This window comes from Streptomyces sp. NPDC057682 (assembly GCF_042799575.1).
Taxonomy (GTDB): Bacteria; Actinomycetota; Actinomycetes; order Streptomycetales; family Streptomycetaceae; genus Streptomyces.
Genome location: NZ_JBHVIN010000002.1, coordinates 166,815 through 192,372, shown reverse-complemented (window position 1 = coordinate 192,372; position 25,558 = coordinate 166,815). Strand labels below are relative to the sequence as shown.

Annotated in this window: 23 protein-coding genes and 1 other RNA gene; 16 read left to right on the top strand and 8 right to left on the bottom strand. The window is 73.0% G+C overall.

Going from position 1 to position 25,558, the window contains the following annotated elements; translation table 11 throughout:
• Positions 1–20: 20 nt before the first annotated feature.
• Complete coding sequence (locus ACFVDM_RS03610) at positions 21–962, top strand: 3-oxoacyl-ACP reductase (protein ID WP_383632584.1); 942 nt, start codon at positions 21–23, stop codon at positions 960–962.
• Positions 963–1,377: 415 nt separating this feature from the next.
• On the opposite strand, the gene ACFVDM_RS03605 is transcribed toward ACFVDM_RS03610, so the two are convergent.
• The gene (locus ACFVDM_RS03605) at positions 1,378–2,748 is read right to left on the bottom strand and encodes a hypothetical protein (RefSeq protein ID WP_383632581.1); all 1,371 of its coding nucleotides are present in this window, start codon (positions 2,746–2,748) and stop codon (positions 1,378–1,380) included.
• Positions 2,749–2,945: 197 nt separating this feature from the next.
• Here ACFVDM_RS03605 and ACFVDM_RS03600 point away from each other — a divergent pair, with 197 nt between their 5' ends.
• The 4 genes from ACFVDM_RS03600 to ACFVDM_RS03585 all read left to right on the top strand — a co-directional run bounded on the left by ACFVDM_RS03600 (position 2,946) and on the right by ACFVDM_RS03585 (position 7,063).
• Positions 2,946–3,983, top strand: a complete 1,038-nt coding sequence (locus tag ACFVDM_RS03600) for an ABC transporter substrate-binding protein (protein ID WP_383632578.1) — start codon at positions 2,946–2,948, stop codon at positions 3,981–3,983.
• Positions 3,984–4,092: 109 nt separating this feature from the next.
• A complete protein-coding gene (locus tag ACFVDM_RS03595; protein ID WP_383632575.1) occupies positions 4,093–4,929 on the top strand; it encodes a Nif3-like dinuclear metal center hexameric protein in 837 nt (278 codons plus the stop codon).
• Positions 4,926–5,669: a zinc ribbon domain-containing protein gene (locus ACFVDM_RS03590; RefSeq protein ID WP_383633504.1), complete on the top strand. Its 744-nt coding sequence runs from the start codon at positions 4,926–4,928 to the stop codon at positions 5,667–5,669. The genes ACFVDM_RS03595 and ACFVDM_RS03590 overlap by 4 nt, the downstream gene beginning before the upstream one ends.
• On the top strand, positions 5,669–7,063 hold the full coding sequence (locus tag ACFVDM_RS03585; RefSeq protein WP_383632572.1) for a bifunctional RNase H/acid phosphatase: 1,395 nt from the start codon (positions 5,669–5,671) through the stop codon (positions 7,061–7,063). The genes ACFVDM_RS03590 and ACFVDM_RS03585 overlap by 1 nt, the downstream gene beginning before the upstream one ends.
• Before the next feature lie 350 nt (positions 7,064–7,413).
• Here the strand turns inward: ACFVDM_RS03585 and eda are convergent, their stop codons facing one another.
• Together eda and yaaA are read right to left on the bottom strand one after the other, a co-directional pair.
• Positions 7,414–8,034 (bottom strand): bifunctional 4-hydroxy-2-oxoglutarate aldolase/2-dehydro-3-deoxy-phosphogluconate aldolase, encoded by a 621-nt coding sequence (gene eda, locus ACFVDM_RS03580; protein WP_383632569.1) that lies wholly within the window; start codon positions 8,032–8,034, stop codon positions 7,414–7,416.
• A 196-nt stretch (positions 8,035–8,230) separates the two neighbouring features.
• Positions 8,231–9,031: a peroxide stress protein YaaA gene (gene yaaA, locus ACFVDM_RS03575; protein ID WP_383632566.1), complete on the bottom strand. Its 801-nt coding sequence runs from the start codon at positions 9,029–9,031 to the stop codon at positions 8,231–8,233.
• 153 nt (positions 9,032–9,184) lie between these two features.
• Between yaaA and ACFVDM_RS03570 the strand changes: the two genes are divergently transcribed.
• Entirely contained in the window at positions 9,185–10,627 is a 1,443-nt protein-coding gene (locus ACFVDM_RS03570; protein ID WP_383632563.1) for an RNB domain-containing ribonuclease, read from the top strand.
• Here the strand turns inward: ACFVDM_RS03570 and ACFVDM_RS03565 are convergent.
• Both ACFVDM_RS03565 and ACFVDM_RS03560 read right to left on the bottom strand, forming a co-directional pair.
• On the bottom strand, positions 10,578–11,525 hold the full coding sequence (locus tag ACFVDM_RS03565; RefSeq protein WP_383632560.1) for a hypothetical protein: 948 nt from the start codon (positions 11,523–11,525) through the stop codon (positions 10,578–10,580). The two genes, ACFVDM_RS03570 and ACFVDM_RS03565, sit on opposite strands and share 50 nt — an antisense overlap.
• Positions 11,522–12,283 (bottom strand): MerR family transcriptional regulator, encoded by a 762-nt coding sequence (locus ACFVDM_RS03560; RefSeq protein WP_383632557.1) that lies wholly within the window; start codon positions 12,281–12,283, stop codon positions 11,522–11,524. Before ACFVDM_RS03560 ends, ACFVDM_RS03565 begins: the two co-directional genes overlap by 4 nt.
• Before the next feature lie 142 nt (positions 12,284–12,425).
• Here ACFVDM_RS03560 and ACFVDM_RS03555 point away from each other — a divergent pair, with 142 nt between their 5' ends.
• From ACFVDM_RS03555 to rnpB, 3 genes are all read left to right on the top strand, one after another.
• Positions 12,426–12,938, top strand: a complete 513-nt coding sequence (locus ACFVDM_RS03555) for a TetR/AcrR family transcriptional regulator (RefSeq protein WP_383632554.1) — start codon at positions 12,426–12,428, stop codon at positions 12,936–12,938.
• Between the two features lie 110 nt (positions 12,939–13,048).
• Entirely contained in the window at positions 13,049–13,627 is a 579-nt protein-coding gene (locus ACFVDM_RS03550; protein WP_383632551.1) for a Uma2 family endonuclease, read from the top strand.
• A 25-nt stretch (positions 13,628–13,652) separates the two neighbouring features.
• Positions 13,653–14,054, top strand: an RNA gene (gene rnpB, locus ACFVDM_RS03545) — RNase P RNA component class A.
• 159 nt (positions 14,055–14,213) lie between these two features.
• Here rnpB and ACFVDM_RS03540 read toward each other — a convergent pair.
• Positions 14,214–15,080: a DUF3592 domain-containing protein gene (locus ACFVDM_RS03540; RefSeq protein ID WP_383632548.1), complete on the bottom strand. Its 867-nt coding sequence runs from the start codon at positions 15,078–15,080 to the stop codon at positions 14,214–14,216.
• A gap of 96 nt (positions 15,081–15,176) precedes the next feature.
• Positions 15,177–16,286 (bottom strand): hypothetical protein, encoded by a 1,110-nt coding sequence (locus tag ACFVDM_RS03535; RefSeq protein WP_383632545.1) that lies wholly within the window; start codon positions 16,284–16,286, stop codon positions 15,177–15,179.
• Between the two features lie 276 nt (positions 16,287–16,562).
• Here ACFVDM_RS03535 and ACFVDM_RS03530 point away from each other — a divergent pair, with 276 nt between their 5' ends.
• From ACFVDM_RS03530 to ACFVDM_RS03500, 7 genes are all read left to right on the top strand, one after another.
• Complete coding sequence (locus ACFVDM_RS03530) at positions 16,563–17,303, top strand: IclR family transcriptional regulator (protein ID WP_383632542.1); 741 nt, start codon at positions 16,563–16,565, stop codon at positions 17,301–17,303.
• Between the two features lie 200 nt (positions 17,304–17,503).
• Positions 17,504–19,597: a hydantoinase/oxoprolinase family protein gene (locus tag ACFVDM_RS03525; RefSeq protein ID WP_383632540.1), complete on the top strand. Its 2,094-nt coding sequence runs from the start codon at positions 17,504–17,506 to the stop codon at positions 19,595–19,597.
• 14 nt (positions 19,598–19,611) lie between these two features.
• Positions 19,612–21,375 carry a hydantoinase B/oxoprolinase family protein gene (locus tag ACFVDM_RS03520; RefSeq protein ID WP_383632537.1) on the top strand — a complete coding sequence of 588 codons (1,764 nt, stop codon included), beginning with the start codon at positions 19,612–19,614 and terminating at the stop codon, positions 21,373–21,375.
• A gap of 45 nt (positions 21,376–21,420) precedes the next feature.
• On the top strand, positions 21,421–22,287 hold the full coding sequence (locus ACFVDM_RS03515; RefSeq protein WP_383632534.1) for a hypothetical protein: 867 nt from the start codon (positions 21,421–21,423) through the stop codon (positions 22,285–22,287).
• 13 nt (positions 22,288–22,300) lie between these two features.
• Entirely contained in the window at positions 22,301–22,627 is a 327-nt protein-coding gene (locus ACFVDM_RS03510; RefSeq protein WP_383632531.1) for an extradiol ring-cleavage dioxygenase, read from the top strand.
• 80 nt (positions 22,628–22,707) lie between these two features.
• Entirely contained in the window at positions 22,708–23,595 is an 888-nt protein-coding gene (locus ACFVDM_RS03505; RefSeq protein WP_383632528.1) for an acetamidase/formamidase family protein, read from the top strand.
• Between the two features lie 56 nt (positions 23,596–23,651).
• Positions 23,652–24,518 (top strand): alpha/beta fold hydrolase, encoded by an 867-nt coding sequence (locus ACFVDM_RS03500; RefSeq protein ID WP_383632525.1) that lies wholly within the window; start codon positions 23,652–23,654, stop codon positions 24,516–24,518.
• 116 nt (positions 24,519–24,634) lie between these two features.
• On the opposite strand, the gene ACFVDM_RS03495 is transcribed toward ACFVDM_RS03500, so the two are convergent.
• The gene (locus ACFVDM_RS03495; RefSeq protein WP_383632522.1) at positions 24,635–25,426 is read right to left on the bottom strand and encodes a lytic polysaccharide monooxygenase; all 792 of its coding nucleotides are present in this window, start codon (positions 25,424–25,426) and stop codon (positions 24,635–24,637) included.
• Between the last annotated feature and the right edge of the window lie 132 nt (positions 25,427–25,558).

The window sequence follows — 25,558 nt, the reverse complement described above, 5'->3', positions numbered from 1 at the left end:
CGAGAGGAACCCGAGATCCGATGTCACTTCCCCTGGACGGACTGTCCGCGATCGTCACCGGCGCCGGGCGCGGTCTCGGCCGGGCCGAGGCGCTGGAACTGGCCCGGCTCGGCGCGGCCGTCGTCGTCAACGACTACGGGCAGCCGGGCCGCGACGGCTCGGGCGAGGCGTCCGCCACTCCGGCGGAGGAGGTCGCCGAGGAGATCCGCGCGGCGGGCGGCCGCGCCGTCGCGCACCTCGGCGACGTCGCCGACCACGACCAGGCCCGCGCCCTGGTCGACCTGGCCGTCACCACCTACGGCAAGCTCGACATCCTGGTCAACAACGCGGGCATCCTGCGCGACCGGATGATCTTCTCGATGACCGAGGACGAATGGGACTCGGTCGTACGGGTGCACCTCAAGGGCCACTTCAACACCACGCACTTCGCCGCCGCGCACTGGCGGACCCGCTCGAAGGAGGCCGGCGGCCCGGTCTACGGACGGATCGTCAACACCTCGTCCGAGGCCTTCCTGGCCGGTTCGGCGGGCCAGCCCAACTACGCCGCGGCCAAGGGCGGCATCGTCGGCCTGACCACCTCCACCGCGCTGGCCCTGGCCAAGTACGGCGTCACCGCCAACGCGATCTGCCCGCGCGCCCGCACCCGGATGACCGAGGACGTTTTCGCGGGCTTCGAGGTGCCGCAGGACGGCCGGCTCGACGCGCTCGCCCCCGAGCACGTCTCACCGCTCGTCGGCTATCTGGCCTCACCGGCCGCCGCCCGGGTCAACGGGCAGCTGCTCGTGGTGCACGGCGGCATGGTCGCGGTCGTCGAACGGCCCCGGGTGGCCGCGCAGTTCGACGCGACGAAGGACACCTTCTCCTTCGACGAGCTGGACGAACTGCTCTCCCCGTACTACGCGCAGCAGCCGCCGAACCGGACGTTCGCGGCGGCCGAGGTGCTGGGACTCAAGCGGGGCTGACGCGGGAGGGGAGCACCCCGCGACAGAGGAGGGCCCCCGCATCCGGTGCCGGATGCGGGGGCCCTCCGTCTCCCCTCGTTACGTCTCGCGGGCGGTCAGGCCGCCCTGTCACCGCCCTCGGAGGGGCGGCGGTGGCGTCCGAGCGGCTGCACCGCCGCGTCGTCCACGGCCACACCCCCTCGGTGCTTTCCGGAGCCGCCGGCTCCGGCCCGTGGTGCGTCCGCCCCCGGCGGACGCGTCTGGGTCGTGTCGGTTCGCGCCTCAGACATCTGGGAAGTCACCCCGTTGCGATTGCTTGCCTGCGTGTGTCACGGGGGCCGGCACGCCCCCGCGCACCCGGTCACCGTCGGCGACCGCGAGCGCGGTTGCGCAAGATCCCCGGCCTCACCTTAGACCGATTTCCTAGAGCGGCACTTCAGTGCGACGCCATGCGTCCCACGAGCGGCGCCTGCCCCAGCGGAACGGGTCGGCACACCGTGAGACCCCTCCCGGCGGCGGAGGGTTGCGTACCGTTTCCGGTACCCCCGGACGGGCCGGACGGAGCCTCGTCGGAGGGGGCGTCGAGCAGCGCCACCGCGCAGTCCGTCTCCGCGTCCGCGTACGGCAGGGCGAGGACGCCGTCGGCCGACCAGACCCCGCTGCCGGCCAACCAGCCGAAGGGCGCGGGGCGTTGATGGAGCCGGCGGCCCGAGGGGCGCCAGACGCCCAGCCAGGTGCCCGCCGCCCCGTCGATCCGCAGGGCCACCGCACAGCTCTCCGGCATCAGCGCCTGCCCCGGCTGCACGGCGAACGGCGTCACGGCGGCGTCCGGCAGCCGCAGGCACTCCGGGAAGCGCACGGGCAGGCAACTGCCCAGCACGCCCCAGCCGATCCGGTCGTGCCCCGGCGCGTCGGAGCGGATCAGCAGCAGCCCGCTGTCCGGATCGGCCAGCAGCAGCCGGTCGTCGCTCTCCGGCGCGATCTGCAGCAGCGGGGTCGTCTCGGCGTCCCGGCCCAGATCCACCGCGACCGCCTTGACCGGGCCGCCGCCCGCCGGCTCCCGGTCCAGGGCCAGCATCCGGCCCGCCCGGTCCAGCCAGACCCCGCCCGTGCAGTGCCCCGGCAGATCCGCCAGATGCTCGGGGCCCCCGGCCGCGCCGGCGATCCGCCAGAGCGCTGTGGAGTACGTCCCCGGGGCCAGGGCGTACGCGCTGACGCCGTCGGGCGAGGGCGGGAGCAGCGTCAGCTCCTCGCATTCCACGATGCCCAGGGGGAGTTCACCGGTGCCAGGGCCGGTCGGATAGAGCAGCGAGAACGCCCGGTGCCCGGCGACCCGGCGGTGGATCAGCACCCGCCCGTCGGCGAGCGGCAGCACCTGTGAGTCCGCCTCCTCCGGCTGGTCCAGCGGCAGCGGCACGGCGTAGGGCTCGGGCCCGTCCAGCGTCCACCGCTCGGCGAACCAGGCGGGCTCACCGCCGGAGTCCGGTCCTCCGCCCGCCGGGCGGGCCGTGGTGAGCCGGGCGCCGTAGGCCCCGTCGGCGCTGAGCGCGAGGACGGGCAGGACCGTTTCGGCGGGTGCGGGTGCGGGTGCTGGTGCTGGTGCGGGCGGCGGGGACGCGGGGTCCCTGTCGACGTCCTCGTCGCGGTTCGCGTCGGGGTCCGTCCCGGCGTCCCGGGCGGGGCCCGCCGCGTCCCCGGCCGGCTCCGCGGTCTCCCCGGCCGTCTCCGGCGCACCGGGCGCCGGACCCTCCGCGCCGGCCGGTCCGACCGCCTCGGCGACCTCGTCCTCGATGGCACAGGCAGTCATCGACTCATCACCTCCGGCAACCGAAGCTAGTTTTCGCACTTCCAGCCGAACAACACGAGCCACACCACTTCACACATAAGGGTGGCGATGCCCGTATTCGCCTGAAGAGGCGGGGGTGGTTGTGCTTGCCCCAGGAGGAGCGCCTAAGGTTAGGCATTCCTAAGCATTGCCTGTGTGACCCTCGACTGGAGCAAGTGATGTCCCTTCGACGCCGCGGCACCGCCGCAGTCGGTCTGGCCGTAGTGGCCGCCCTGTCCCTCTCCGCCTGCGGGAGCGACGACGGCGGCTCCGGCGGTTCGGCCAAGTCCGACGCCGACAAGAAGGCCTCGGTCGCCACCGGCGGCAAGGACTTCGGCGACGCGGCGGCGAAGACCGCGGCGTACGGCACGGACGCCCCGGCCGGCACGTTCCCGCGCACCATCACGCACGCGATGGGCAAGACCGAGCTGAAGGCCGCCCCGAAGCGGGTCGTCGTGCTGGACGTCGGCGAGTTCGACAACGTCGTCTCGCTGGGCGTGAAGCCGGTCGGCTACGCCCCCTCCGAGGGCGACGCGGCGATCCCCTCGTACCTGAAGAAGGACGCGGGCGAGCCCAAGAACGTCGGCACGATCAACAACCTCAACCTGGAGGCGATCGCCGGACTGAAGCCCGACCTGATCCTCGGCAGCCAGCTGCGCGCCGCGGACAAGTACGACGAGCTGTCCAAGATCGCGCCGACCGTGTTCTCCATCCGTCCGGGCTTCACCTGGAAGGAGAACTACCTCCTCAACGCCGCCGCGCTCGACAAGACCGCCAAGGCCAAGTCCGAGCTGGGCGCCTACGAGACCAACGCCAAGAAGCTCGGCGAGGACATCGGCCCGAAGAAGCCGACCATCTCCATGGTCCGCTACCTGCCGGACAAGATCCGCCTCTACGCCAAGGCCTCCTTCATCGGCACCATCCTCGACGACGCCGGACTGCCGCGGCCCAAGAACCAGCAGATCAACGAGCTGGCCGCGGAGATCAGCCCGGAGAAGATCGACGAGGCGGACGCCGACTGGATCTTCACCGGCGTCTACGGCCCCGTGAAGGCCACCAAGCGGGACACCACCCAGGCCAACCCGCTGTGGAAGAACCTCACCGCCGTCAAGGAGGGCCGCGCCAAGAACGTCTCCGACGAGACCTGGTACCTCGGCCTCGGCGTCACCGCCGCCAACCTGGTCCTCGACGACCTGCGCGCCGACCTGGTGAAGTGACGGCCGCGCGCACCCGCCGAAGTAACGATTCATGACCGGCCGCCGCCCCGCCCCCGCGGGTCCGGCGGCCCGGGACCGCGGGGCACGGAGGGCAGGTAGCCTTTCCTCCGTGCCCCGTCTGTCTGAAGTCATCGCCGAGCTCGACGCCCTGTGGCCGCCCGAGCGGGCCGAAGGATGGGACGCGGTCGGCACGGTCTGCGGCGATCCGGACGCCGAGGTGCGCCGGGTGCTCTTCGCCGTCGACCCCGTGCACGAGATCGCCGACGAGGCGATGCGGCTCGGCGCCCAGCTGATCGTCACCCACCACCCGCTCTATCTGCGCGGGACGACGACGGTCGCGGCCGGCACCTTCAAGGGCCGCGTCGTGCACACCCTGATCAAGCACGACATCGCGCTGCACGTGGCGCACACCAACGCCGACACCGCGGACCCCGGCGTCTCCGACGCCCTGGCCGGCGCCCTCGACCTGCGCGTCGAGGGCCCCCTCGTACCGGACCCCACCGACCCCGCGGGCCGCCGTGGCCTCGGCCGGATCTGCGCGCTCGACCACCCCGAGACCCTGGCCGCCTTCGCGGCCCGCGCCGCCGCCCGGCTGCCCGCCACCGCCCAGGGCATCCGCCTCGCCGGCGACCCCGAGGCCGTGGTGCGCAGGGTCGCGGTGAGCGGCGGATCCGGTGACAGCCTCTTCGACGCGGTCCGCGCGGCGGGCGTGGACGCCTTCCTCACCGCGGACCTGCGCCACCACCCGGCCTCCGAGGCCATCCAGCACTCGCCGCTCGGCCTGGTCGACGCCGCGCACTGGGCCACCGAATGGCCGTGGTGCGAGCAGGCCGCGGCGCAGCTCGACGCGATCTCCGACCGCCACGGATGGGACCTGCGGGTCCATGTCTCGAAGCAGGTCACCGACCCCTGGACCACCCACCACTCTTCTGGAGCCCCCAACTGAACGCCGCGCCCGCCGACCAGATCCGACTCCTCGACGTCCAGGCCCTCGACCAGCGCCTCGCCCAGCTCGCGCACCGCCGCACCTCCCTGCCCGAGCACGCCGAGATCGAGTCGCTGACCGCCGACCTCGCCCAGCTCCGCGATCTGCTGGTCGCGGCCACGACCGAGGAGAGCGACACCGCCCGCGAGCAGACCAAGGCGGAGCAGGACGTCGACCAGGTGCGCCAGCGCGCCGCCCGCGACCAGCAGCGGCTGGACTCCGGCGCGGTGACCTCGCCCAAGGACCTGGAGAACCTCCAGCGCGAGATCGTCTCGCTCGCCAAGCGCCAGGGCGACCTGGAGGACGTCGTCCTCGAAGTCATGGAGCGCCGCGAGTCCGTGCAGGAGCGCGTCACCGAGCTGACCGACCGCGTCGCCGCCGTGCAGGCCAAGGCCGACGACGCGACCGGCCGCCGGGACACCGCCACCCGCGAGCTGGACGAGGAGGCCGCCACGGTGGCCAAGGAGCGCGAGGTCGTCGCCGCCTCCGTCCCCGCCGACCTGCTCAAGCTGTACGACAAGCTCCGCGCCCAGCAGGGCGGGGTGGGCGCCGCCCGCCTCTACCAGCGCCGCTGCGAGGGCTGCCGGCTGGAGCTCAACATCACCGAGGTCAACGAGGTGAAGGCCGCCGCCCCCGACGCCGTGCTGCGCTGCGAGAACTGCCGCCGCATTCTGGTCCGCACCGCCGACTCGGGCCTGTAGTGGGCGGGCCGCGCCACTTCGTCGTCGAGGCCGACGGGGGTTCCCGGGGCAATCCGGGCCCCGCCGGCTACGGCGCGGTCGTCATCGACGCGCGGACGGGGGAGACCCTGGCCGAGGCCGCCGAGTACATCGGCGTCGCGACGAACAACGTCGCGGAGTACAAGGGCCTCATCGCCGGGCTCCGCGCCGCCGCGGCCCTGGTGCCCGAGGGCGTCCCGCGGGTCCGCGTCCGGATGGACTCCAAGCTCGTGGTCGAGCAGATGTCGGGCCGCTGGAAGATCAAGCATCCGGACATGAAGCCGCTCGCCGCCGAGGCGGCCCGGATCCTTCCGGCGTCCGCCGTCACCTACGAGTGGATCCCGCGCGAGAAGAACAAGCACGCGGACCGGCTCGCCAACGAGGCCATGGACGCGGGCCGCCGGGGCGAGCAGTGGGAGCCGTCCGCCTCGACCGCCGCCCTCGACACCCCGCGGGACTCGGTCGCCGCCGCCCTGCCACCGGTCTCGGGCCCGCCCGGCGACGCGGCGGCCGGAGCGGCCCGCGCCAGGGCGGCGCTGAACCGGACGACGGCGTCCGCGCCCGCTTCCACGAGCGCTGCGGCCCCTTCGGGCCCTGCCGCCTCCCCGGGCGCCTCGGCCCCGCCGGGCTCCTCCGCCTCCTCCGGCTCTTCAGGCTTTCCCGCCGGCTCCGGCTCCTCTGCCTCTTCCGCTTCCTCCGGCTCCTCGACCACCGCCACCCCGCAGGTCGGCTGGGGTTCGGCCCCCGATCTCGGCGCGCCCGCCACCTTCGTGCTGCTGCGCCACGGGGAGACGGCGCTCACGCCGGAGAAGCGGTTCTCCGGCAGCGGCGGGACGGATCCGGAGCTGTCCGCGGCCGGTCGCGAGCAGGCCCGGCGGGCCGCCGAGGCCTTCGCCGCGCGGGGCACGGTGCAGGAGATCGTCTGCTCGCCGCTGCGGCGCTGCCGGGAGACCGCGGGCGCGGTCGCGGCCCGGCTGGGGCTGGACGTCCGGATCGAGGACGGGCTGCGCGAGACGGACTTCGGGGCCTGGGAGGGCCTGACGTTCGCCGAGGTCAGGGAGCGGTACGGGGAGGACCTGGACGCCTGGCTCGGCTCGGCGAAGGCCGCGCCGACCGGGGGAGGCGAGAGCTTCGCGGAGGTCGCCCGCCGGGTCGCCGCCACCCGCGACCGCCTGGTGACCCGGTACGCGGGCCGTACGGTCCTGGTGGTCACCCACGTCACGCCGATCAAGACCCTGGTCCGGCTGGCCCTGGGCGCCCCGCCGGAGTCGCTGTTCCGGATGGAGCTCTCGGCGGCCTCGGTGTCGGCCGTGGCGTACTACGCGGACGGCAACGCCTCCGTACGGCTGCTGAACGACACCTCGCACCTGCGGTAGCGGCTCGGGCCGCGGCCCCGGTCCCGGTGGACCGGGCCGGGACGGCAGCCGGCCCCATCGGCGGGGGGAAGGCCGATGGGGCCGGGGCGGTTCCGCCGGGCCGGGGGATTGTCCGGCGGAACCCGGGTGTCCCGGGAGCCCGGGTCACGTCTTGAATGTCTCGTGCCCCGGTTGCCGGGAAGCATGCCTGCGGCGCTCGCGGAAGGGCTCGCGCCCGTCGCTTTTCGGCCGCCCGTCGCGGGCGTCGGTTTTCGGCCGCGCGGGGGCGCCGACCCGGGCGCGCGAGCGGACCCTGGTCCGCTCCGGCGCCGCCGGGACGGCGGCCCTCCGGCGCCCGGCGTGCGCCCCGCTCAGCCGCGCAGCGCCGCCGCCTCGGCGGCCAGCTTCTCCACCCGGGACCAGTCCCGGGCCGCCACGGCGTCGCCGGGCACCATCCAGCTGCCGCCCACGCAGCCGACGTTCGGCAGGGCGAGATAGCGGGGGGCCGAGGCGAGGGAGATCCCGCCGGTCGGGCAGAACCGGGCCTGGGGGAGCGGTGACGCCAGGGCCTTCAGATAGGCCGTGCCGCCGGCTGCCTCGGCCGGGAAGAACTTCATCTCGGTGACCCCGCGCTCCAGCAGCGCGACCACCTCGGACGTCGTGGAGACGCCCGGAAGGAACGGCAGTCCCGACGCCTTCATCGCGTCCAGCAGGGCGTCCGTCCACCCCGGGCTCACCAGGAAGCGGGCGCCGGCGGCCACCGTGTCCTCGACATGCCGCGGCGCGATCACCGTGCCGGCGCCGACCACCGCGTCCGGCACGCCCTCGGCGATCGCCCGGATCGCGTCCAGGGCGGCGGGGGTGCGCAGCGTCACCTCGATCGCCGGGAGACCGCCCGCCACCAGGGCGCGCGCGAGCGGCACCGCGTCGGCGGCGTCCTCCAGGACGACCACGGGCACGACGGGGGCAAGGTCCAGCACGGAGGAGGTCATGCCCTCATCCTGCCGGTGCGCGGCACGTTGCGCAACGGCCGTTGCGTATGCTGCAACGGTCTCCGGTCGCCCCCTGCCCGCCGGGCCCGAACGACCTACCGACCCTCCCCGCCCGCCGGGCCCGAACGACGTCCCGGCCGCCCCCGCCGACCAAGGTCCCTGCGGCCGTCCGGCCGTCTCCGTCCGCCGGGCCCGGTCAGTGGATCTCGGTCACCACGACATCGAGCTCCCAGGGCCTCCCGGAGCGGGCGGGAGCCTCCGCCTCCACCACGTAGCCGAGGTCCCGCAGGACCTCCACCAGCTCCGCGGGATCCTTCGGACGGGCTCCGGCCACCAGCAGATCCCGGACGATCCGGCCCTTGGTCGCCTTGTTGAAATGGCTGACCACCGACCGTTTCTCCACCCCGTCGACGACCTGGGAGTGCAGCACCCGCACGCTCGCCGTGCGCTCGGCCACCGCACCCTTCGGCTTCCACGCCGCCGTGTACGCGGACGAGCGCAGATCCAGCACCAGCCCGTCCCCGGCGGCCTCCGGCATCACCTCGGCCATCGGCGTACGCCAGAAAGCTCCCAGGGCACCGGTCCCCGGCAGCTTCACCCCCATCGAGCAGCGGTACGAGGGGATCCGGTCGCCCACCCGCACCGCGCCCCACAGCCCGGAGAACACCAGCAGCGACGTCCGCGCCCGGCGCCGGGCGGCCGCGTCCAGGGAGGCCAGGTCCAGCGCGTCGTACAGCACCCCGGTGTAGATCTCCCCGGCCGGACGCGTCCCCGCCGTCCGCAACTCCACGTTCTTCGCGATCTCGCCGCGCAGCCCCTCGCTGAGCCCCAGCACCCCGCGGGCCTTCTCCTCGTCGGCCGCGCACAGCTCCACCAGCGCGTCGAGCACGGCGGTGCGCGCCCCGGTCAGACCGGGCAGCGACAGCGACTCGATCTTCAGCGGTGCCCCGCGCCCCGAGGCGGCCTTTCCTTCGGAGGGCGGCAACAGCACGAGCACGGTGGTTCTCCTTCGTACGGACGGAACGGGACGCGAAACCCCTCGCGCCAGCGTACGGGGACGGACCCCCGGCACCCGAAGCCGTCCACCCCCCCGGGTTCGCCGGTCCGCACCCGGGATGCCGCCCGACCGGCCCGGTCATACGCTCGGTCCATGCCCCGCCGCCATCTGCACATGACCGGCGCAGCCGACACCCCGCTGGGCACGGCCCTGCGCGCGCTGCGGACCGAACTCGCGCTCCCCGAAGGCTTCCCCGCCGAGGTGCTGGCGGAGGCCGCGGAGGCGGCGCGGACCCCGGCGGTCTCCGGGCACGAGGACGCCACGGACCTGCCGTTCCTCACCATCGACCCGCCGGCCTCCACCGATCTCGACCAGGCCATGCACCTGGCCCGCCGGGCGCACGGCTACCGCGTGCACTACGCCATCGCGGACGTCGCCGCGTTCGTCCGCCCCGGCGGCGCGCTCGACGCCGAGGCCCACCGCCGGGTGAACACCCTCTACTTCCCCGACGGCAGGGTGCCGCTCCACCCCGAGGAGCTCTCCGAGGGCGCGGCGAGCCTGCTGCCGGGCGGGGCGCGCCCCGCCGTGCTCTGGGAGATCGACCTGGACGGCGACGGTGCCGCCGTCGCCACCCGGGTGCGCCGGGCGCTCGTCCGCAGCCGCGCCAAGCTCGACTACGCAGGGGTGCAGCGGGCGATCGACGGCGGGACCGCCGAGGAACCGCTGGCGCTGCTGCGGGAGATCGGCATCCTGCGCGAGGAACAGGAGATCGCCCGGGGCGGCATCTCGCTCGACGTGCCCGAGCAGGAGATCGTCGCGCGCGACGGACGGTACGGACTGGAATACCGCGCCCCGCTCCCCGCCGAGTCCTGGAACGCCCAGATCTCCCTGCTCACCGGCATGGCGGCGGCCCGGCTGATGCGGGATTCGGGTACGGGCATCCTGCGCACCCTGCCCGTGGCCCCGGACGGGGCGGTCGCGCGGCTGCGCCGCTCGGCCGAGGCCCTGCACGTCGACTGGCCGCACCATGTGCCCTACGCGGAGGTCGTCCGCTCCCTCGACCCGAAGCGGACCCGCCACGCGGCGTTCCTCCAGGAGTGCACCACCCTGCTGCGCGGCGCCGGCTACACGGTCTTCGACCACGGCGAGCTGCCGGACCCCGCCGTGCACGCCGCCGTCGCCGACCTCTACACCCACTGCACGGCCCCGCTGCGCCGGCTCGTCGACCGGTACGCGGCCGAACTCTGCCTCGCCGCGGCCGCCGGGGCCGAACCGCCGGAGTGGGTCCTGTCCGCGCTGCCCGGTCTGCCCAAGGAGATGGCGGAGGGCACCGGGCGGGCCAACACGGTGGAGCGGGCGTGCGTGGACCTCGTCGAGGCGGCGCTGCTCAAGGACCGGGTCGGCACGGTCTTCGACGCGTACGTCGTCGACGTCAAGGAGAGCGACCCGTCCGTCGGGACCGTCCACATCGACGAACCGGCGGTCGTCGCCCGGATCGAGGGCGGCTCCACCGCGCTCCCGCTGGGGCAGCGGCTGCGGGTCCGGCTCACACAGGCGGACCCGGGAACGTCGAAGGTGCTGTTCGCCCCGGCTTGAGCGCCGGTGGCGCTGTGCGTTCGGGCCGTTCCGGCCGGTCGGGCCGGTCCGGCCCGGAAGGGGAGGCGTCCCGGCGCGCCCGCGTGAGCGCGGCGACGACCGCGCGCGGATCGTCCGCGTGGAACCGGACCGCGCCCGCCGTCCCCCGCCCGCCGAGCGGACGCACGAAGCCGAGAGGCCCGGTCAGCTCCACCGTCACCGTGGTCTGCCCGCCGACCGCGACGTCCAGCACCCCGTCCGCCCCCAGCGCCACCGACCGCCCCCCGGGAAAGCGCCGGTCGATCCGGGCCGCGGCGACCGAGGCGGCCGGGATCCGCAGATCGAACAGCGCCCCGTACCGCAGCCGGAGCCCGCCGTCCGCCTCCACCACATGCGGCCGGGTCACACAGGCGGCGTGCAGCGCGAGCACCAGCAGCACGCCGTACACGTCCACGACCAGCAGGATCCGGTGCACGACCGGCCACGGGACCAACAGCGCCAGCATCACCGTCTCCACCACGGAGACGAAGACGAGGCCGTACATCATCGCGGTCTGCGGCCCGGTGTACGGGACGGCCACGGCCGACTCCGGCACGGCGTGGCGGCGGCGCAGCACCCACAGCCCCAGGCTGTGCAGCGCCCGCAGTTCGTGCACGACCAGCCGGCGCACCGCCACCGGTACGACGCTCCGCACCGCCCCGGCCGCCGCCTCCCGCCACCCCGCTCCCGCCCGGCGCCCCGCCCGCACCAGCCGCGCCAGGACCACCGCCTCCAGCACCAGGACGGCGAGCAGCAGCCCCTCCACCCCCGCCACCACGGCCACCGGAACCCGCACCCCTGCCACCAGACAGACCACGACGGCCAGCTCGGCGGGCAGCACCGCCCCGGCCGCGATCCGCGCTCCCCGTATTCCGGTCATCCCCCGGCCCCCTCTTCCTTCCGTTTCCGCGCCTCCGTACGCGCCACCAGCGCCGTCATGACGCGGCGCACCACCTCGGCCTGCGCCGGCGGATAGTCCGCCAGCAGTGCCTCCCCGACCCCGGTCCGTTCCGGTCCGCCGTCCGGGAGGGCGGCCAGCAGCTCCTCCGGCACCAGTGCGGTGATCCGCGCGGCCAGCGGCCCGATGCGCGGATCGTCCACGGGCGCCGATTCGAGCGCGTCCAGCTCCCCGTACAGCGTGAGTACGGCCGGATCGTCGGCCAGGGTGCGCAGTACGGAGAAGACCTCGCCGTCCGCCACGGCCGTGTCCAGCAGCTCCAGGTGCTCACGGTCCCGGGCGGCGGCCGGGGAACCGGTGACGGGCCCGGCGGCGAGCAGTCCGGCGAGCGCGGGGGAGACGGGCCCCGCCCCGGCGGCCACTCCGGCCCGCAGCTCCGCGAGCCGCGCCCGGCGCTCCCCGATCTCCCGTTCCTGCCGGGCGAGATCGTCGTCCAGCTCCGCCAGCACCTCCCCGAGCGGCCGCCCGGCGTCCCCGGCCAGGACCTCCCGCACCTCGTCGAGACGGAGCCCCAGCTCGCTGAGCCTGCGGATCCGGGCCAGGAACACGGCGTCCCGCACGGTGTACGAGCGATAGCCGTTGGCCCGGCGGGCGGGCTCCGCCAACAGCCCGATCCGGTGGTAGTGGCGCACGGCCCGGGGGGTGAGCCCGACCAGCGCGGCGATCTCTCCGATGCGCATGGGGCCAGTAGAAACCCTGACGCCGCGACAAGGTCAAGCCCCGACCCGCCCCCCGCTCCCCGGGCCGCCGCCCGCCGTCTCGTACGATCGCGCCTTCGGCCACCGGCCCGTACCCCGCACCCGACCACCGGAGGAGACCGCCGTGCCCGACCGCCCCCGCCGGATCCTCGCCGCCGCACGCGAACTCCTGGAACAGGAGGGGCCGGCCGCGCTCACCATGCGCCGGATCGCCGGGGCCACGGGCGTCACCGCGCCCTCGCTCTACAAGTACTTCCCGGACAAGTCCGCCGTGGTCGACGCCCTGGCCGACGCGATGCTCCGGGAGATCGCGGAGGTGCTCGAAGCGGCGGAGCGGACGTCCCCCGGCTCGTTCCCCGCCCTGGCCACCGCGTACCGCACCCACGCCCTGGCCCACCCCCACCTCTACCGCCTCATCACCGCCCGCCCCCTCCCGCGCGACCTGGAGGTGCGCGCCGCCGCCCCGCTCCTGCGCGCCCTCTCCGGCGACGAGGCCCGCGCCAGGGCGGCCTGGGCCTTCGCCCACGGCATGGTCACCATGGAACTGAACGGCCGCTTCCCCACGGACGCCACCGTCACCGAGGCCTGGCACGCGGGCATCGACGCCTTCGCCGGGACGGGGCCGGTCGGCCTCTGACGGGTCCCGGTTCCACCCCACGATCGAGGGAACGCCCCCTCCACCCATGGGCGACGGATCCACTGGTGCCCCATCCTGGCGAGCGACCGGGACCGAGGAAAGGGCACGACATGTCTGCCAAGCCGCATGAACCGCTCTCGCGGGCGGACGTCCTGCTTGGGGACTTCTTTGCGCTGGACCCACCCGAAGGCTTCCGGGCCGAGTTGATCGAGGGGGATATCGTGCTGACGCCGCCGCCGGACGGGAACCATGAGTACTCCCTCAGCGTGATCCTGGATCAGGTGATCCGCTACGGCCGCACCGGAATGGACTTCTCCGCGAACAAGGGACTGAGACTTCGCGGCGCAGGAGGCTGTCCCGACGACCACGCCATCCCCGACGGCACCTTCGCCCCCACCGCCCTGCGCCTCTACCGGGGAGCGGACCCGTGGATGCCCTGCGAGGGCGTCGCGCTGGTCGTCGAGGTCACGTCCTCGAAGCCGGTGGCCGACCGCACCGCCAAACGGCACTGCTACGCCAGGGGCCCCGTCCCCCTCTACCTGCTGGTCGACCGGGAGGAGTCCTCGGTGACCCTGTTCAGCGACCCGGGCGACGACGACTACCGCCAGCACTGCACGATCCCCTTCGGCAAGGAGATCCACCTCCCCGCCCCCTTCGCGCTCGACCTGCGGACCGACGAGTTCATCTGACCGGTACGATGGGTCCCACGGCAGACGAGCCGGGCGGACGGCCGCGTGAGGATCTTCGGACCCTCCCGAGGAACGTCCGGGCTCCACAGGGCAGGGTGATGGCTAACGGCCACCCGGGGTGACCCGCGGGACAGTGCCACAGAGAACAGACCGCCCGGGACCTCGGTCCCGGGTAAGGGTGAAACGGTGGTGTAAGAGACCACCAGCGCCTGAGGCGACTCAGGCGGCTAGGTAAACCCCACCCGGAGCAAGGTCAAGAGGGGCCGTCGTACGACGGCCCTGCGCGAACGTTCGAGGGCGGCCCGCCCGAGTTCGCGGGTAGACCGCACGAGGCCGGCAGCAATGCCGGCCCTAGATGGATGGCCGTCTCCCCGGCCGCCGCGAGGCGCCCGGGTGACAGAACCCGGCGTACAGCCCGACTCGTCTGCCGCCCCTACCCGCGGCTTCACCTGCTGAAGGGCCTCCGGCCCGCGGCGGAGGCCCTTTCCGGGCTTTCGGGAGCGAGCACGTCGAACCCGAATCCCCTTGAACACGTGCTCGCGCGTCGTCCCCTCTTCCGTCATTCCCGCGGCCCGGGTGGCCGGCGTCAGCCCGCGATCATGATCCCTCCCGCCGCGGCTGCCGCCACCCCCACGAGAAGGGCCACGACGGCGAACGCGATCTCGCCGACGCTGGAGCGGTGTTCGGCGGCGAGGTCCGTGGTGAAGACGCTCGGGTCGTCGGGGCGGTAGTGGATCCTGAGATCCCGGCCGCGTGAGCCTGCGGGATCGTGCAGCCCTGTGGTGCGGTACGCGGTGACGGCGGTGCCGTCGTGCGTGGTGAAGGCGACGACCGGGGTGTGGCTGGTGAGGGTGCCGCTGTCCTCGTCGACGGTGACGTCCTTCAGTACGGCGATGACGCGGCCCTGGACCGGGCCGCCGGAGGCGAGGGCCTCGACGCGCAGGCGCGTGTCGCGTACGGCCCCGGGCAGGTAGGTCGCGCCCAGCAGTGTCCAGGGCACGCCGAAGCCGACGAGGGCCCACGGCCAGCCCCAGTCGATCGAGGCGACGACGACCAGCCCGACGTAGATGAGGAAGACCATGAAGTTGGGCTGTCCGAGCCCGCTCCGTCCGGCGTCCGGGTCGGTGGTGAAGCGGTAGGCGTGCGGGCGGCCGGGAGGGTAGCGGATGCCGACCTCCCGGCCGGTCCACGCCGTACTGATGCGGTCGCCGCACTCGCCGTCGTTGGTGACCGTGAACTCCTGCCCCGTGGCGGGATCGCGGAAGGTGACGACCACGGCGATCCCCTCGTGTCCCGAGCTCCCGTGGCGGGGCTCCGCGACCCGTTCGATCCGCCCCATGACGCGGACCGCCCGCTGGCCGCGGGTCACCCCGGCCAGCGCCCGCCCGTATCCGACGAGCGCGACGGCGCCGAGAACGACGCACCACACCGCCAGATATCCGTGCCAGCCCATCCGTGCTCCTCCTGGTCCCAGCCGACTGCCCCGCCCGACCCACCCGATCCGCCCGGCCTACCCGTTTCGCCTGTCCTGCCCGTCCCGTCCGTTCCCTCAGCGCGCCGGGACGCGCCGCACGATCTCGCCCCGGCCGTTCGCCTCCAACGAGGCGGCGCCGTCGGTGCCGGTCACCCCGACCCTGAGGGTGAGGGCGCCGGACAGGCTCTCGGCGGTGAGCTGCCAGGTCTTCGGGGAGCGGACACCGAGCGTGGTCCTGGCCTCCCGGACGAGGGCGGGGATGCGCGGGTAGGGCAGGTCGTCCAGGTCGAAGCCGGGTGCCCGCGAGCCCGCGGGGGTGAAGACGACGGTGAGGAGGCGGTCCTGCACCACGACGGTGAGGGCCTGGCGCTTCCCGCTGTCGCCCTTGGTGAGCGAGTCGACCGCCAGACGCAGCCGGCCCTCGTCGAACAGGGACTGTCCGGGGCCGAGGGCGACGGTGCCGGACGCGGCCGAGACGATGGTGGTGGACGAGGTGCCGGGGTCGGCGGGCCCGGCGGCCGAGGGGGGTCGGTCGGTGGGCTCTTCCGCGCCGAAGAGTTCGCCCCGGAAGACGAGGACCACGCCGGCCGCGCCGAGCAGCAGGGCGAGGAGCGTGAGGTAGCCGCCGACGGTGCCGCCCGGGGACGGCTCGTCGGCCAGGGCCGGGCCGGGTGCCGAATCGATCCGGGCCCCGGCCGCGCGGTCCTCCCATTCCGGTGTCGGGCGCTTCACCAGCTTCACCGCCCACGGCCGGTGCGGTGGGTACTGGACGACGACGATGCCGCCCGGCTCGTAGTCGCGCAGGTCGACGAGATTGACGAACTGGGTGGACTCGACGCGGTACGCCGGTCCGCCGTCCGGGGCGACGGTGAGGTCGAAGCGGACGGGTACGTCGCTGGTCTCCCCACCGGTGGCGCGCAGGCTCTCGATCACGGCGAGCGCGGTACGGGGGGCGACGGCCGCCTCGCGTGCGCGCCCGGGTGCCCCGGCGGCGAGGACCAGCAGTCCGTAGGCGAGGGGGACGGCCAGGCCGCCGATCAGCAGGGGAACGTGTTCGAGGACAGTGCCGACGGCGAGTGCGGCGAGCGAGCTCCCGATCACCGCGCCCGTGAGGACCCCGCGGGCGAGCACGAGCGAGGTGCGGCGCGTCGGCGGTGCGCTCGGAGGGGCCGGCGTGATCGTCATACCGAGATTGTGGCGGCCCGGATCGCGCTCCGGTAGGCGTCCGGGCGTCCTTCTCTCCCCAACGGCGTTTCGGGGAAAGGGCGTTGTCACCTGCCGGGCCGTCCGGGCGGCCGGCCGATACGCCGGGCCGCTCCGGACGCCGGGAAGCGCCGATGCTCCCCGGGGCACCGCCGACGCTCCCACCTGCGGCTTCAGCCCCCGAGGACAGGACCTCGCCGTCCCTCGCGGGCGTGCCGGGCCCCGTATCCTTTCGGTCGTGCGGGTACGTGATGCGGCGTGATCGACGGTCTTGAGCGGGCCGTGCGGATTCTGGACCTCTTCTCCTCCGACGCCCCCGAGCGGACGGTCAGCGAGGTGTGCCGCGCGCTCGGCCTTCCGAAGACGACGACCTGGGACCACATGCAGTCCATGGTCGCGCTCGGCCTGCTGCGCCGGACGGGGCGCGGTCGCTACCGGCTCGGGTGGCGCGCCTTCCAGCTGGGGCTGCGTGCGCGGATGACCTCGGAGATCTCCGAGCCGGCGTGGGTGGAGATGCGCGCCCTGGTCGCCGCTCATCAGCAGACGGTTCAGCTGTCGTCACGTCATTACGGCGAGATCGTCTACCTGGAGAAGCTCGCGCCGCACGACGGGGTGCGGCTCAACGCGACCCGGGTCGGTGAACGCCTTCCGGCGCACTGCACGGCGCCCGGCAAGATGCTGTTGGCCTATCTCTCCCCCCGCGAACTGCGCGATGTCTACGGTCACGACCCGCTGACCGCGCTCACGGACCGTTCGCTCACCACGCTCCCCGCGCTGGAGGCGGAGCTGCACACGGTGCGTGAGCGCGGGTACGCACGGGACGTCGAGGAGGCGGTCGAGGGCGTGTGCTGTGTCGCGGCGCCGGTCAGCAACCGGCACGGCGACGTCACCTGGGCGCTGAGCATGAGCTTCGTCGAGCAGCGGCTGGCCACCCACGGGGACACCTACGCCCGCGCCGTGGCCGAGGCGGCCCGGCGGCTTTCCGAGCGCGCGCCGTGACCCGGTCGCCCCTGTTCGGCTGAGCCGAACACTTCGTTGTCGGCCCCTGTACGAGGGGCTACGGTCCTGGAAACACCGCGCCTTCTGTAAGTCTCGAATTCGGTTCGCACCGGCCGCACCATTCGCGCAATTCTTCTTGCGTCAATGCGCCGCACGCCCTTCTGCGTGCCCATTCGGTCCTCAGTAATGGAGTTTCCTCGATGACGAACGTAAGCAGCAGTGCGAGTCGGCGGATCGGAATTGATATCGGTGGGACATTCACCGACCTCTTCGTGGTCGAAGGGAACGGGGAGTCCCGTATCTACAAGTCTCCGACGACGCCGCACGACCCGTCCGTCGGTCTGCTGAACGGCCTGACCAAAGCGGCCGACAGTTTCGGGGAGTCGCTGGAGGACTTCCTCGGCGCGGTGTCCACGATCGTGCACGGCACGACGATCGCCACCAACGCCGTGCTGACCCACCAGGGGGCGAAGACCGGCTTCGTCACGACGCACGGCTTCCGTGACCTGCTGAACATGCGCCGCGGTATCCGGGACCGGCAGAACGACTCCAAGTACGCGCCGCCGCCCCCGCTGGTCCCCCGGGAGCTCATCGCCACCGTCCGCGAACGCGTCGACGTGTCCGGCAACGAGATCGAGGCGCTCAACGAGGAGGACGTGCGCGCGGCGGCGCGCTATTTCCGCGAACAGGGTGTCGAGGCGGTCGCGGTCTCGTATCTGTGGTCCTTCGTCGACGCCGCCCACGAGCAGCGCACCGCGGAAATCCTGCGCGAGGAACTTCCCGGTGTCTTCATCACGATATCCAGCGACGTGGTGCCCCAGATCCGCGCCTACGAGCGGCACAGCACCACGGTGCTGAACGCGTTCGTCGGACCGAAACTGCAGAATTACCTGGCGAACATCGAACGGCAGCTGGCGGACCGGGGATTTTTCGGAACCCTGCTCATCGTGCAGTCCAACGGCGGCGTGATGTCGCCCGAGATCGCCAGCAATTCCGCGGTCAACGCGCTCATGTCGGGACCGGCGGCGGCGCCCGGGGCGGCCCTCCAGTACGCCCGCAGGCACGGCGCCCAGGACGTCATCGCCGTCGACATGGGGGGCACCAGCTTCGACGTCGCCCTGGTGCGCGACGGGGAGTCGCTGCTCACCGGCGACAGCGAGATCGCCGGATACCGCGTCGCCCTGCCGATGCTGGACATCCACACGGTCGGCGCGGGCGGCGGTTCGCTGGTGTGGGTGGACTCCGGCGGCATCCTCCGGGTGGGTCCGCAGAGCGCCACCGCCAACCCGGGCCCCGCCTGCTACGGACGCGGCGGCGAGAACCCCACCACCACGGACGCCGATCTCCTCATGGGCTACCTGAACCCCGACATGTTCGGCGACGGCGCCTTCACCCTGGACATCGAGGCGTCGCGCAGGGCCGTGGAGGAGAAGGTCGCGAAACCGCTCGGACTCACGGTCACCGAAGCGGTCGAGGGCATCTACCGCGTGGTCAACGCGACCATGGCCGAGGCCGTCAGCGCGGTGTCGGTCAAGCGCGGTGTCGACCCCCGGGAGTTCACCGTGGTGGTCGCCGGCGGCGCCGGACCGATCCACGCCGTACCGATCGCCCAGGAACTCGGCATCACCCGCATCATCGTGCCGCGCGAATCGTCGGTGTTCTGCGCCGTCGGCACCCTTCTGACCGACCTCAAGCACCTGTACGCCCGCACCTTCGTGTCGGACATGGACGCCCTGGACCTGGACCGTGTCGGCGCGCTGTACCGCGAGATGCGCGACGAGGCCGTCGAGACGCTCCGCTCGGAGAACGTCGAGGACGGGGCGATCGGTCTGGTCTTCAGCGCGGACGTGCGCTACATCGGCCAGTTCACCGAGATCGAGGTCCCCCTGTCGTTCGACGGCGAGCTGACCCAGGAGTCGGTCAAGCAGCTCGTCAGCGACTTCGAGGCCAAGCACGAGGCCCTCAACGGGTACGCCATGCCCGGCGAGCCCACCGAACTCATCAACGTCCGCCTCACCTCGCTCGGCCGTACGACCAAGCCCGCCCTCGCCGACGAGCCCTCCGCCGGCCCCGACCCGAGCGCCGCCCGCAAGGGCGCCCGCGAGGCCGTCTTCTCCGGCCGCACCGTCCGCACCGACGTCTACGACGGCCTGGCCCTGCGCCGTGACAACCGCGTCGTCGGCCCCGCGATCATCGAGCAGCCCACCACCACCGTCGTGCTCATCGAGGGCTACGCCATGACGGTGGACGCGCAGGGCAACTACGTCATCGAACCGGCGAACCAGCCGGCCTGAAGGGAATCGAGCAGATGACACAGCAGACGACCCAGACGCAGTCCCCGTCCAACCCCATCCTCGTCGCCGTGATCGGCAGCGCCCTGGACGGCATCACCGGCGAGATGGGCCAGACGATGCTGCGCACCTCGCGGTCGCCCATCTTCGTCGAGGCCCGCGACTTCGCCACCTCCCTCTTCAGCGCGGACTGCCGGCTGCTCGCCCAGACCCACTACATCCCGGTCATCGGAGGGGCGACGCCGTTCGCCCTGCGCGCCATCGCGGAGTTCTTCGGCGACGACGTGCACGACGGCGACATCTTCATCCACAACGACCCGTTCAACGGCGGCTCGCACCTGCCCGACATCACCATCGCCCGGCCGGTCTTCTGGGACGGCGCACTCGTCTTCTGGGCCACGACCAAGGGGCACAACGCCGATGTCGGCGGTGGCGGCGTCGTCGGGTTCAACCCCGGTGCGCGGGACGTCCAGGAGGAGGGCATCGTGATCCCGCCCACCCGCGTGGTCTCGCGGGGCGAGCTGCGGCGCGACGCATGGGAGCTGATCCTCTCCAACGTGCGGATGCGCGCCCTGGTGGAGAGCGTGCTGAACTGCCAGATCGGCGCCACCGCCATCGGCGAACGACGCCTCAAGGGCCTTCTGGAGAAGTACGGGCCGCAGACGATCGCCGCCGCCACCGACGAACTGCTGCGGGCCAGCGCCCGCCAGGTCCGCGCCGAGATCGCCCGGATCCCCGACGGCGAGTACCGCGCCGACGCGCTGCTCGACAACGACGGGATCGACCGGGACCGCTCCTACCGGGTCGCCCTGACGATCAGGGTCGAGGGCGAGCACCTCACCTTCGACTTCGGCGAGAGCGACGAGCAGGCCAAGGGCTTCATCAACAGCACGATCGCCAACACGGTGTCCTCGGCCCATCTGGCCCTCTTCGGATGCATCGATCCGGACATCCGCTACAACGACGGCGCGATCGAGCCGATCGACGTGATCGCCCCGGCCGGCTCCCTCACCAACCCCGAAGCCCCGGCCCCCGTCGCCGCCTGCACCGTCCCGACCTGCGAGGCCATCGCGTCGGCGGTCTGGGTGGCCCTCTCCCAGGCCGTCCCCGACCGCGCGCACGCCGGCTGGGCCCGCTGGTGCACACCCGCCACCATGGGCATGAACCCGCGCACCGGACGCCACTTCGGCGACCTCCACTTCCTGGGCAAGGGCGGCAGCGGCGCCACCGAGGGCTTCGACGGCTGGGACCACCTCTCCCCGTCGAACACCCTGGGCGGACTGCGCGCCCCGGACCCCGAACTGCACGAGCTGGACACCCCGTACCTGCTGGAGGAGCTCGAATACCTGCCGGACAGCGCGGGCGGCGGCCAGTGGCGCGGAGGTCTCGGCGTGCGGTACCGGTGGCGGGTGCTGGCCGACAACATCGCCTGCGCCACGTACGGCAGCGGTTTCATGCCGCAGACCGCTCCCGTGGGACTGCTCGGCGGACGCCCCGGCATCGTCCAGCACCTGACCCTGACCCGCGCCGGCGCCGAGCCCGTCGCCATCGACTCGAACTCCTTCTACACCCTCAACACGGGCGACGTGGTCGAGGTGATCGCGAGCGGGGGCGGCGGCTTCGGCGACCCGCGACTGCGCCCCGCCGACCTGGTGCTGCGCGACGTACGCGAAGGGGTCGTCTCCCTCGACGCGGCGCGCACCGTCTACGGCGTCGCCATCGACGCGGACACCCTCGAAGTCCATGAGGACGAGACCCGGGACCTGCGCGCCGCGATCTGACCGGCCCCCCCCCACATCACCGCGAGCACCAAAGGAACACGCACCATGGCCCACATCGGCCTCGCCGTGGCGGCGAGCCACGCCCCCGGCCTGATCGGCATGCTCGATCAGGCGCCCGAAGCGTCGCAGCAGATGGTCACGTCCGCCTACGGGACCCTGACCCGGCAGATCCGTGACGCCGAACTCGACGTCCTCCTCATGGTGGCCAACGACCACATGGCCAACAACCGCATCCGCGCGTACCCGGACTTCGTCATCGGCATGGCGCCCGAGCACCGCGGCCCGGCCGAGTTCTTCAAGGACTGGCTGGGATGCGGGGAGTACCGGATACCGGGGCGCCCGGACATCGCGGAGAAGATCCTCAACGGCCTGAACCGGCGCGGTGTCCCGGTCTCCGCGACCCGCGACAACCTCAACTTCGACGACAACGTCTCGGTGCCCGTGGTCAGGACCGGGATCGAGGCGAGCGGCGTCCCGATCGTGCCCGTCCTCCAGAACGTCACGGTCCCGCCCTTCCCCGACCAGCACCGCTGCTACGAGATCGGCCGACAGCTCGCCGACCTCATCGAGCACGACCTGCCGTCCGATCTGCGCGTCGGCCTCTTCGCCACCGGCGGCATGAGCCACGAGCCCGGCGGGGTCCGGGACTTCTGGATCGACGAGGAGTTCGACCAGTGGTTCCTCGGCCTGCTTGCCGACGGCGACCACGAGAAGGTCCTGACCGAGGTCACCTTGGAGCGGCTCGACCGGGCCGGCATCGGCGGCACCGGCGAGCTGCTGAGCTGGATCCTGGTCATGGGCGCGATCGGCGAGCGGCCCTGCGACGTCCTCGGCTACACCGCCTGGGACCAGTGGCGCTGCGGCATCGGGGCCGTGAGCTGGGACATGACCTCGGCGCCGGCCGGACGCTGAGAAGGAGAACGCCATGAGTCTGGAACACATCAACCGCGCCCTGGTCGCGCACGACCTCGTGCAGGACCTGAAGTGGGACGCCGGCCTCCGTGCGGAGTTCGCCGAGGACGAGGCCGCCGTGCTCGACCGATACGAACTGACCGGTGCCGAGCGCACCGCCATCGAGGAACGCGACTTCCGCACCCTCTACGACCTTGGGTTCCACCCCTACCTCGGGGCCCAGTTCGCCCGGATCCTGTTCGCCAGCAACACCAACGGAGCCACCAGTGCCGTGCAGCACCTGCTGGCCTCGATCCGTGGTGAACCCGCCGCAGGCCGTACCGAAACGGGTGACGTGTGACGCGGGTGCCCGTTCCGTCGGCGGTGGGGGGCGGCCGTGTCCACGAGCTCCCCGCCGGGCCCGACACCGTCCGGGTCGGGGTGATCGATCCCGCCGCACCGCCGGTGCTCACGATCGACTCCGGCGACGAGGTCACGCTGTCGACCTGGGGGCACTGGGGCAACCGGGTCACCCCGGGCACCGTGATGGAGGACTTCCCGGCGCTCCGGGCGGCCTTCCCCGACGCGCTCGGGCCGCACTCCCTCACCGGCCCCATCCGGGTGCGCGGGGCCCGTCCCGGTGACGCCCTCGTGGTGGACGTGCTGGCGCTGACGCCCGCGGCCCACGGGTTCAACCTGGTGGTGGCCGGGCCACGAGGCCGAGGCGTCCTGCGGGACCGCTTCCCCCGGGGAACGATCCGCCACTTCGAGCTGGACCGCGCCACCATGACCACCACGCTCGGCGGCAAGGTGCGCGTCCCCCTCAGGCCGTTCCTGGGCATCATGGGAGTCGCCCCGGCCGAGGACGGCCCGCGCAGCACGGTGGAACCCGGCCCCTTCGGCGGCAACATGGACCTGTCCGCACTTGTCGTGGGCACCCGCCTCAGGCTCCCCGTCTTCCGGGACGGCGCCGGTTTCTACTGCGGTGACGGCCACGCCGTCCAGGGCGACGGCGAGGTGAACCAGACCGCGATCGAGACCGGGATGGACCACGTCCGGTTGCGGTTCACGGTGGAGCCGGGGGCCGCTCCGCGTACCCCCCGGGCCGAGACGGCGGACCACTTCGTCTCCACCGGTTTCGGGGAGAACCTGGAGGCCGCCGCCCACGACGCGGTGGACGACCTCGTGAACTGGCTGACCGGGGAGGGCCTCGACCCGGACGAGGCGTACAGCCTCTGCTCCATCGCCGCGGACGTCCGCGTGACCCAGATGGTGAACAACGTCGTCGGCGTGCACGCCGTCGTCGAGAAGCTCACCCGCCGTTCGTGACGGGTCCCCGGGCGTCACGGGACGACCCGGGGAAAGGAAGAGGGAAAGGAATGCCGATGACCACGGTCGAGATCCCCGAGTACAGGACCGACCCCTTCTTCGGCCTGGAGGACCGGTGGCTGTCCACCGCCGACGGCGAGCTGACCCACTACCACGAGGTCGGGGAAGGAACCCCGGTCCTCTTTCTGCACGGCTCGGGTACGGGGGTCACCGCCGCCGCCAACTGGTGGCTGAACCTGCCCCGGCTCGCGCGGCACGGCCGCTGTATCGCCATCGACTCCATCGGCTACGGCCAGAGCGTCGTGGCGCCGGGCACCGAGTACGGTATCCGGGAGTGGGGCCGGCACGCGCTGCGCGTCCTGGACGCGCTGGGCATCGACAAGACCTGGATCGTCGGCAACTCGATCGGCGGCTGGGTCGCCCTGCAACTCGCCATCGACGCCCCCGAGCGCATCCTGGGCATCGTCTCGATGGGCACCGGAGGAGCCAGGAGGACCGCGGCACTGGCGGGCCACGCCACGCCGGAACTCACGCCGCAGGGCATCCGCCGCACGCTCGAACAGTTCGTCGTGGACACGGGGCTGATCACCGACGAACTCGTCGGCCTTCGCTACCGGGCGGCTCTCAACGACAGCGCGTCGAGCCGGCTGAAGGAGGTCGTGGCGGCCCGCGACCGCGACCGGGACGCGCTGCCGCTCGACCTCGGCGCGCTCGCGGAGGTGGACATCCCGGTGCTGCTGATCCACGGCACGCGGGACGTGGTCATCCCGGTCTCCCGGACCTGGGAACTCCTGCACGCCCTTCCGCGTGCCGACGCGCACCTCTTCAGCCGGTGCGGGCACTGGTCCCAGGTGGAACGCGCCGAGGACTTCAACGAGAGCGTGGGCCGGTATCTGCGCGGGCACGGGTGCGGTCCGGTGTGAGGTGACCGGGCCACGAGTCCGGGCGCAGGACCCCGGCGGGCACGCGTGCGCGTGCCCGCCGGGGTCCGTTCCCGGTGGTCAGTGATCAGCTGACGGCGATCACTGTTCGGTGATGATCAGGCCGCGCAGACGCCCAGGTCCTCCCACGCGCCCCAGTCGCCCGTGGTGCCGGGCTTGTCGCCCTTCACCCACCACTTGGCGCGCCAGGTGTGTCCCTCGGAGGTGACGGTGTCGCCGCCGGTGTAGGTGGCCTCCGTGCTCCAGAGGGGCGCGGCGCAGTCGCCCGGGTCGGTGGTGCCGCCGCCGGTGCCGCCGTCGCCGCCGCCCGTACCGCCCGTGCCGCCGCCGGTGCCGCCCGTGCCTCCGTCGCCGCCGCCCGTACCGCCGTCCGTGCCGCCGATGTTGACGTCGACGCAGGAGTAGAAGGCGTTGACGGTGTCGGCGACGTTCCAGACGGCGAGGACCTTCTGCTTGCCGGTGAAGCTGCCGAAGTCGACCTCGTGGCTGACGTCGGCGGGGGGCTGGGCGCCGTTGCCCTGGTACTCGGCGATCTTCTGGTCGCCGATGAAGTACTGCCAGTTCGCCGTGGCGTGACGGGCCGTGTGGTGCCAGGTGAAGGTGAACTTCTTGCCGACGGGGGTGACCTGCCAGCCCTTGTTGTCGTCGTCCAGCTCGGCGAACGCGGCGTTGCCGCCGCTGCAGCTCTTGAGGCCCTTGACGCCCTCGACGCTCTGCGGTTCGTACGTGATCTGGCCGCAGTCGACGATGCCCGTCGCGCACTGGGCCTGCCGGCTGGCCGGGGCGGTGACCCAGCCGTGGGCGTTCGCGGTGCCGGCCTGGACGCCGAGGGCGAGTACCGGCGCGACCAGGGCGCCGATCGAAACGGCCAGTCGCCTCTTTGTGTTCATGCCACATCACTTCCTTCGCTCGTGCGGAGGCCGCCCGGGACCGTCGCGGCGTGTGTGCGGCGGCGGTTCCAGGGGGTCGGGCGGTCTCGTCGGTGGTACGGGGGGTGCGGAGCCGTCCGGTCGGCGCGGGGC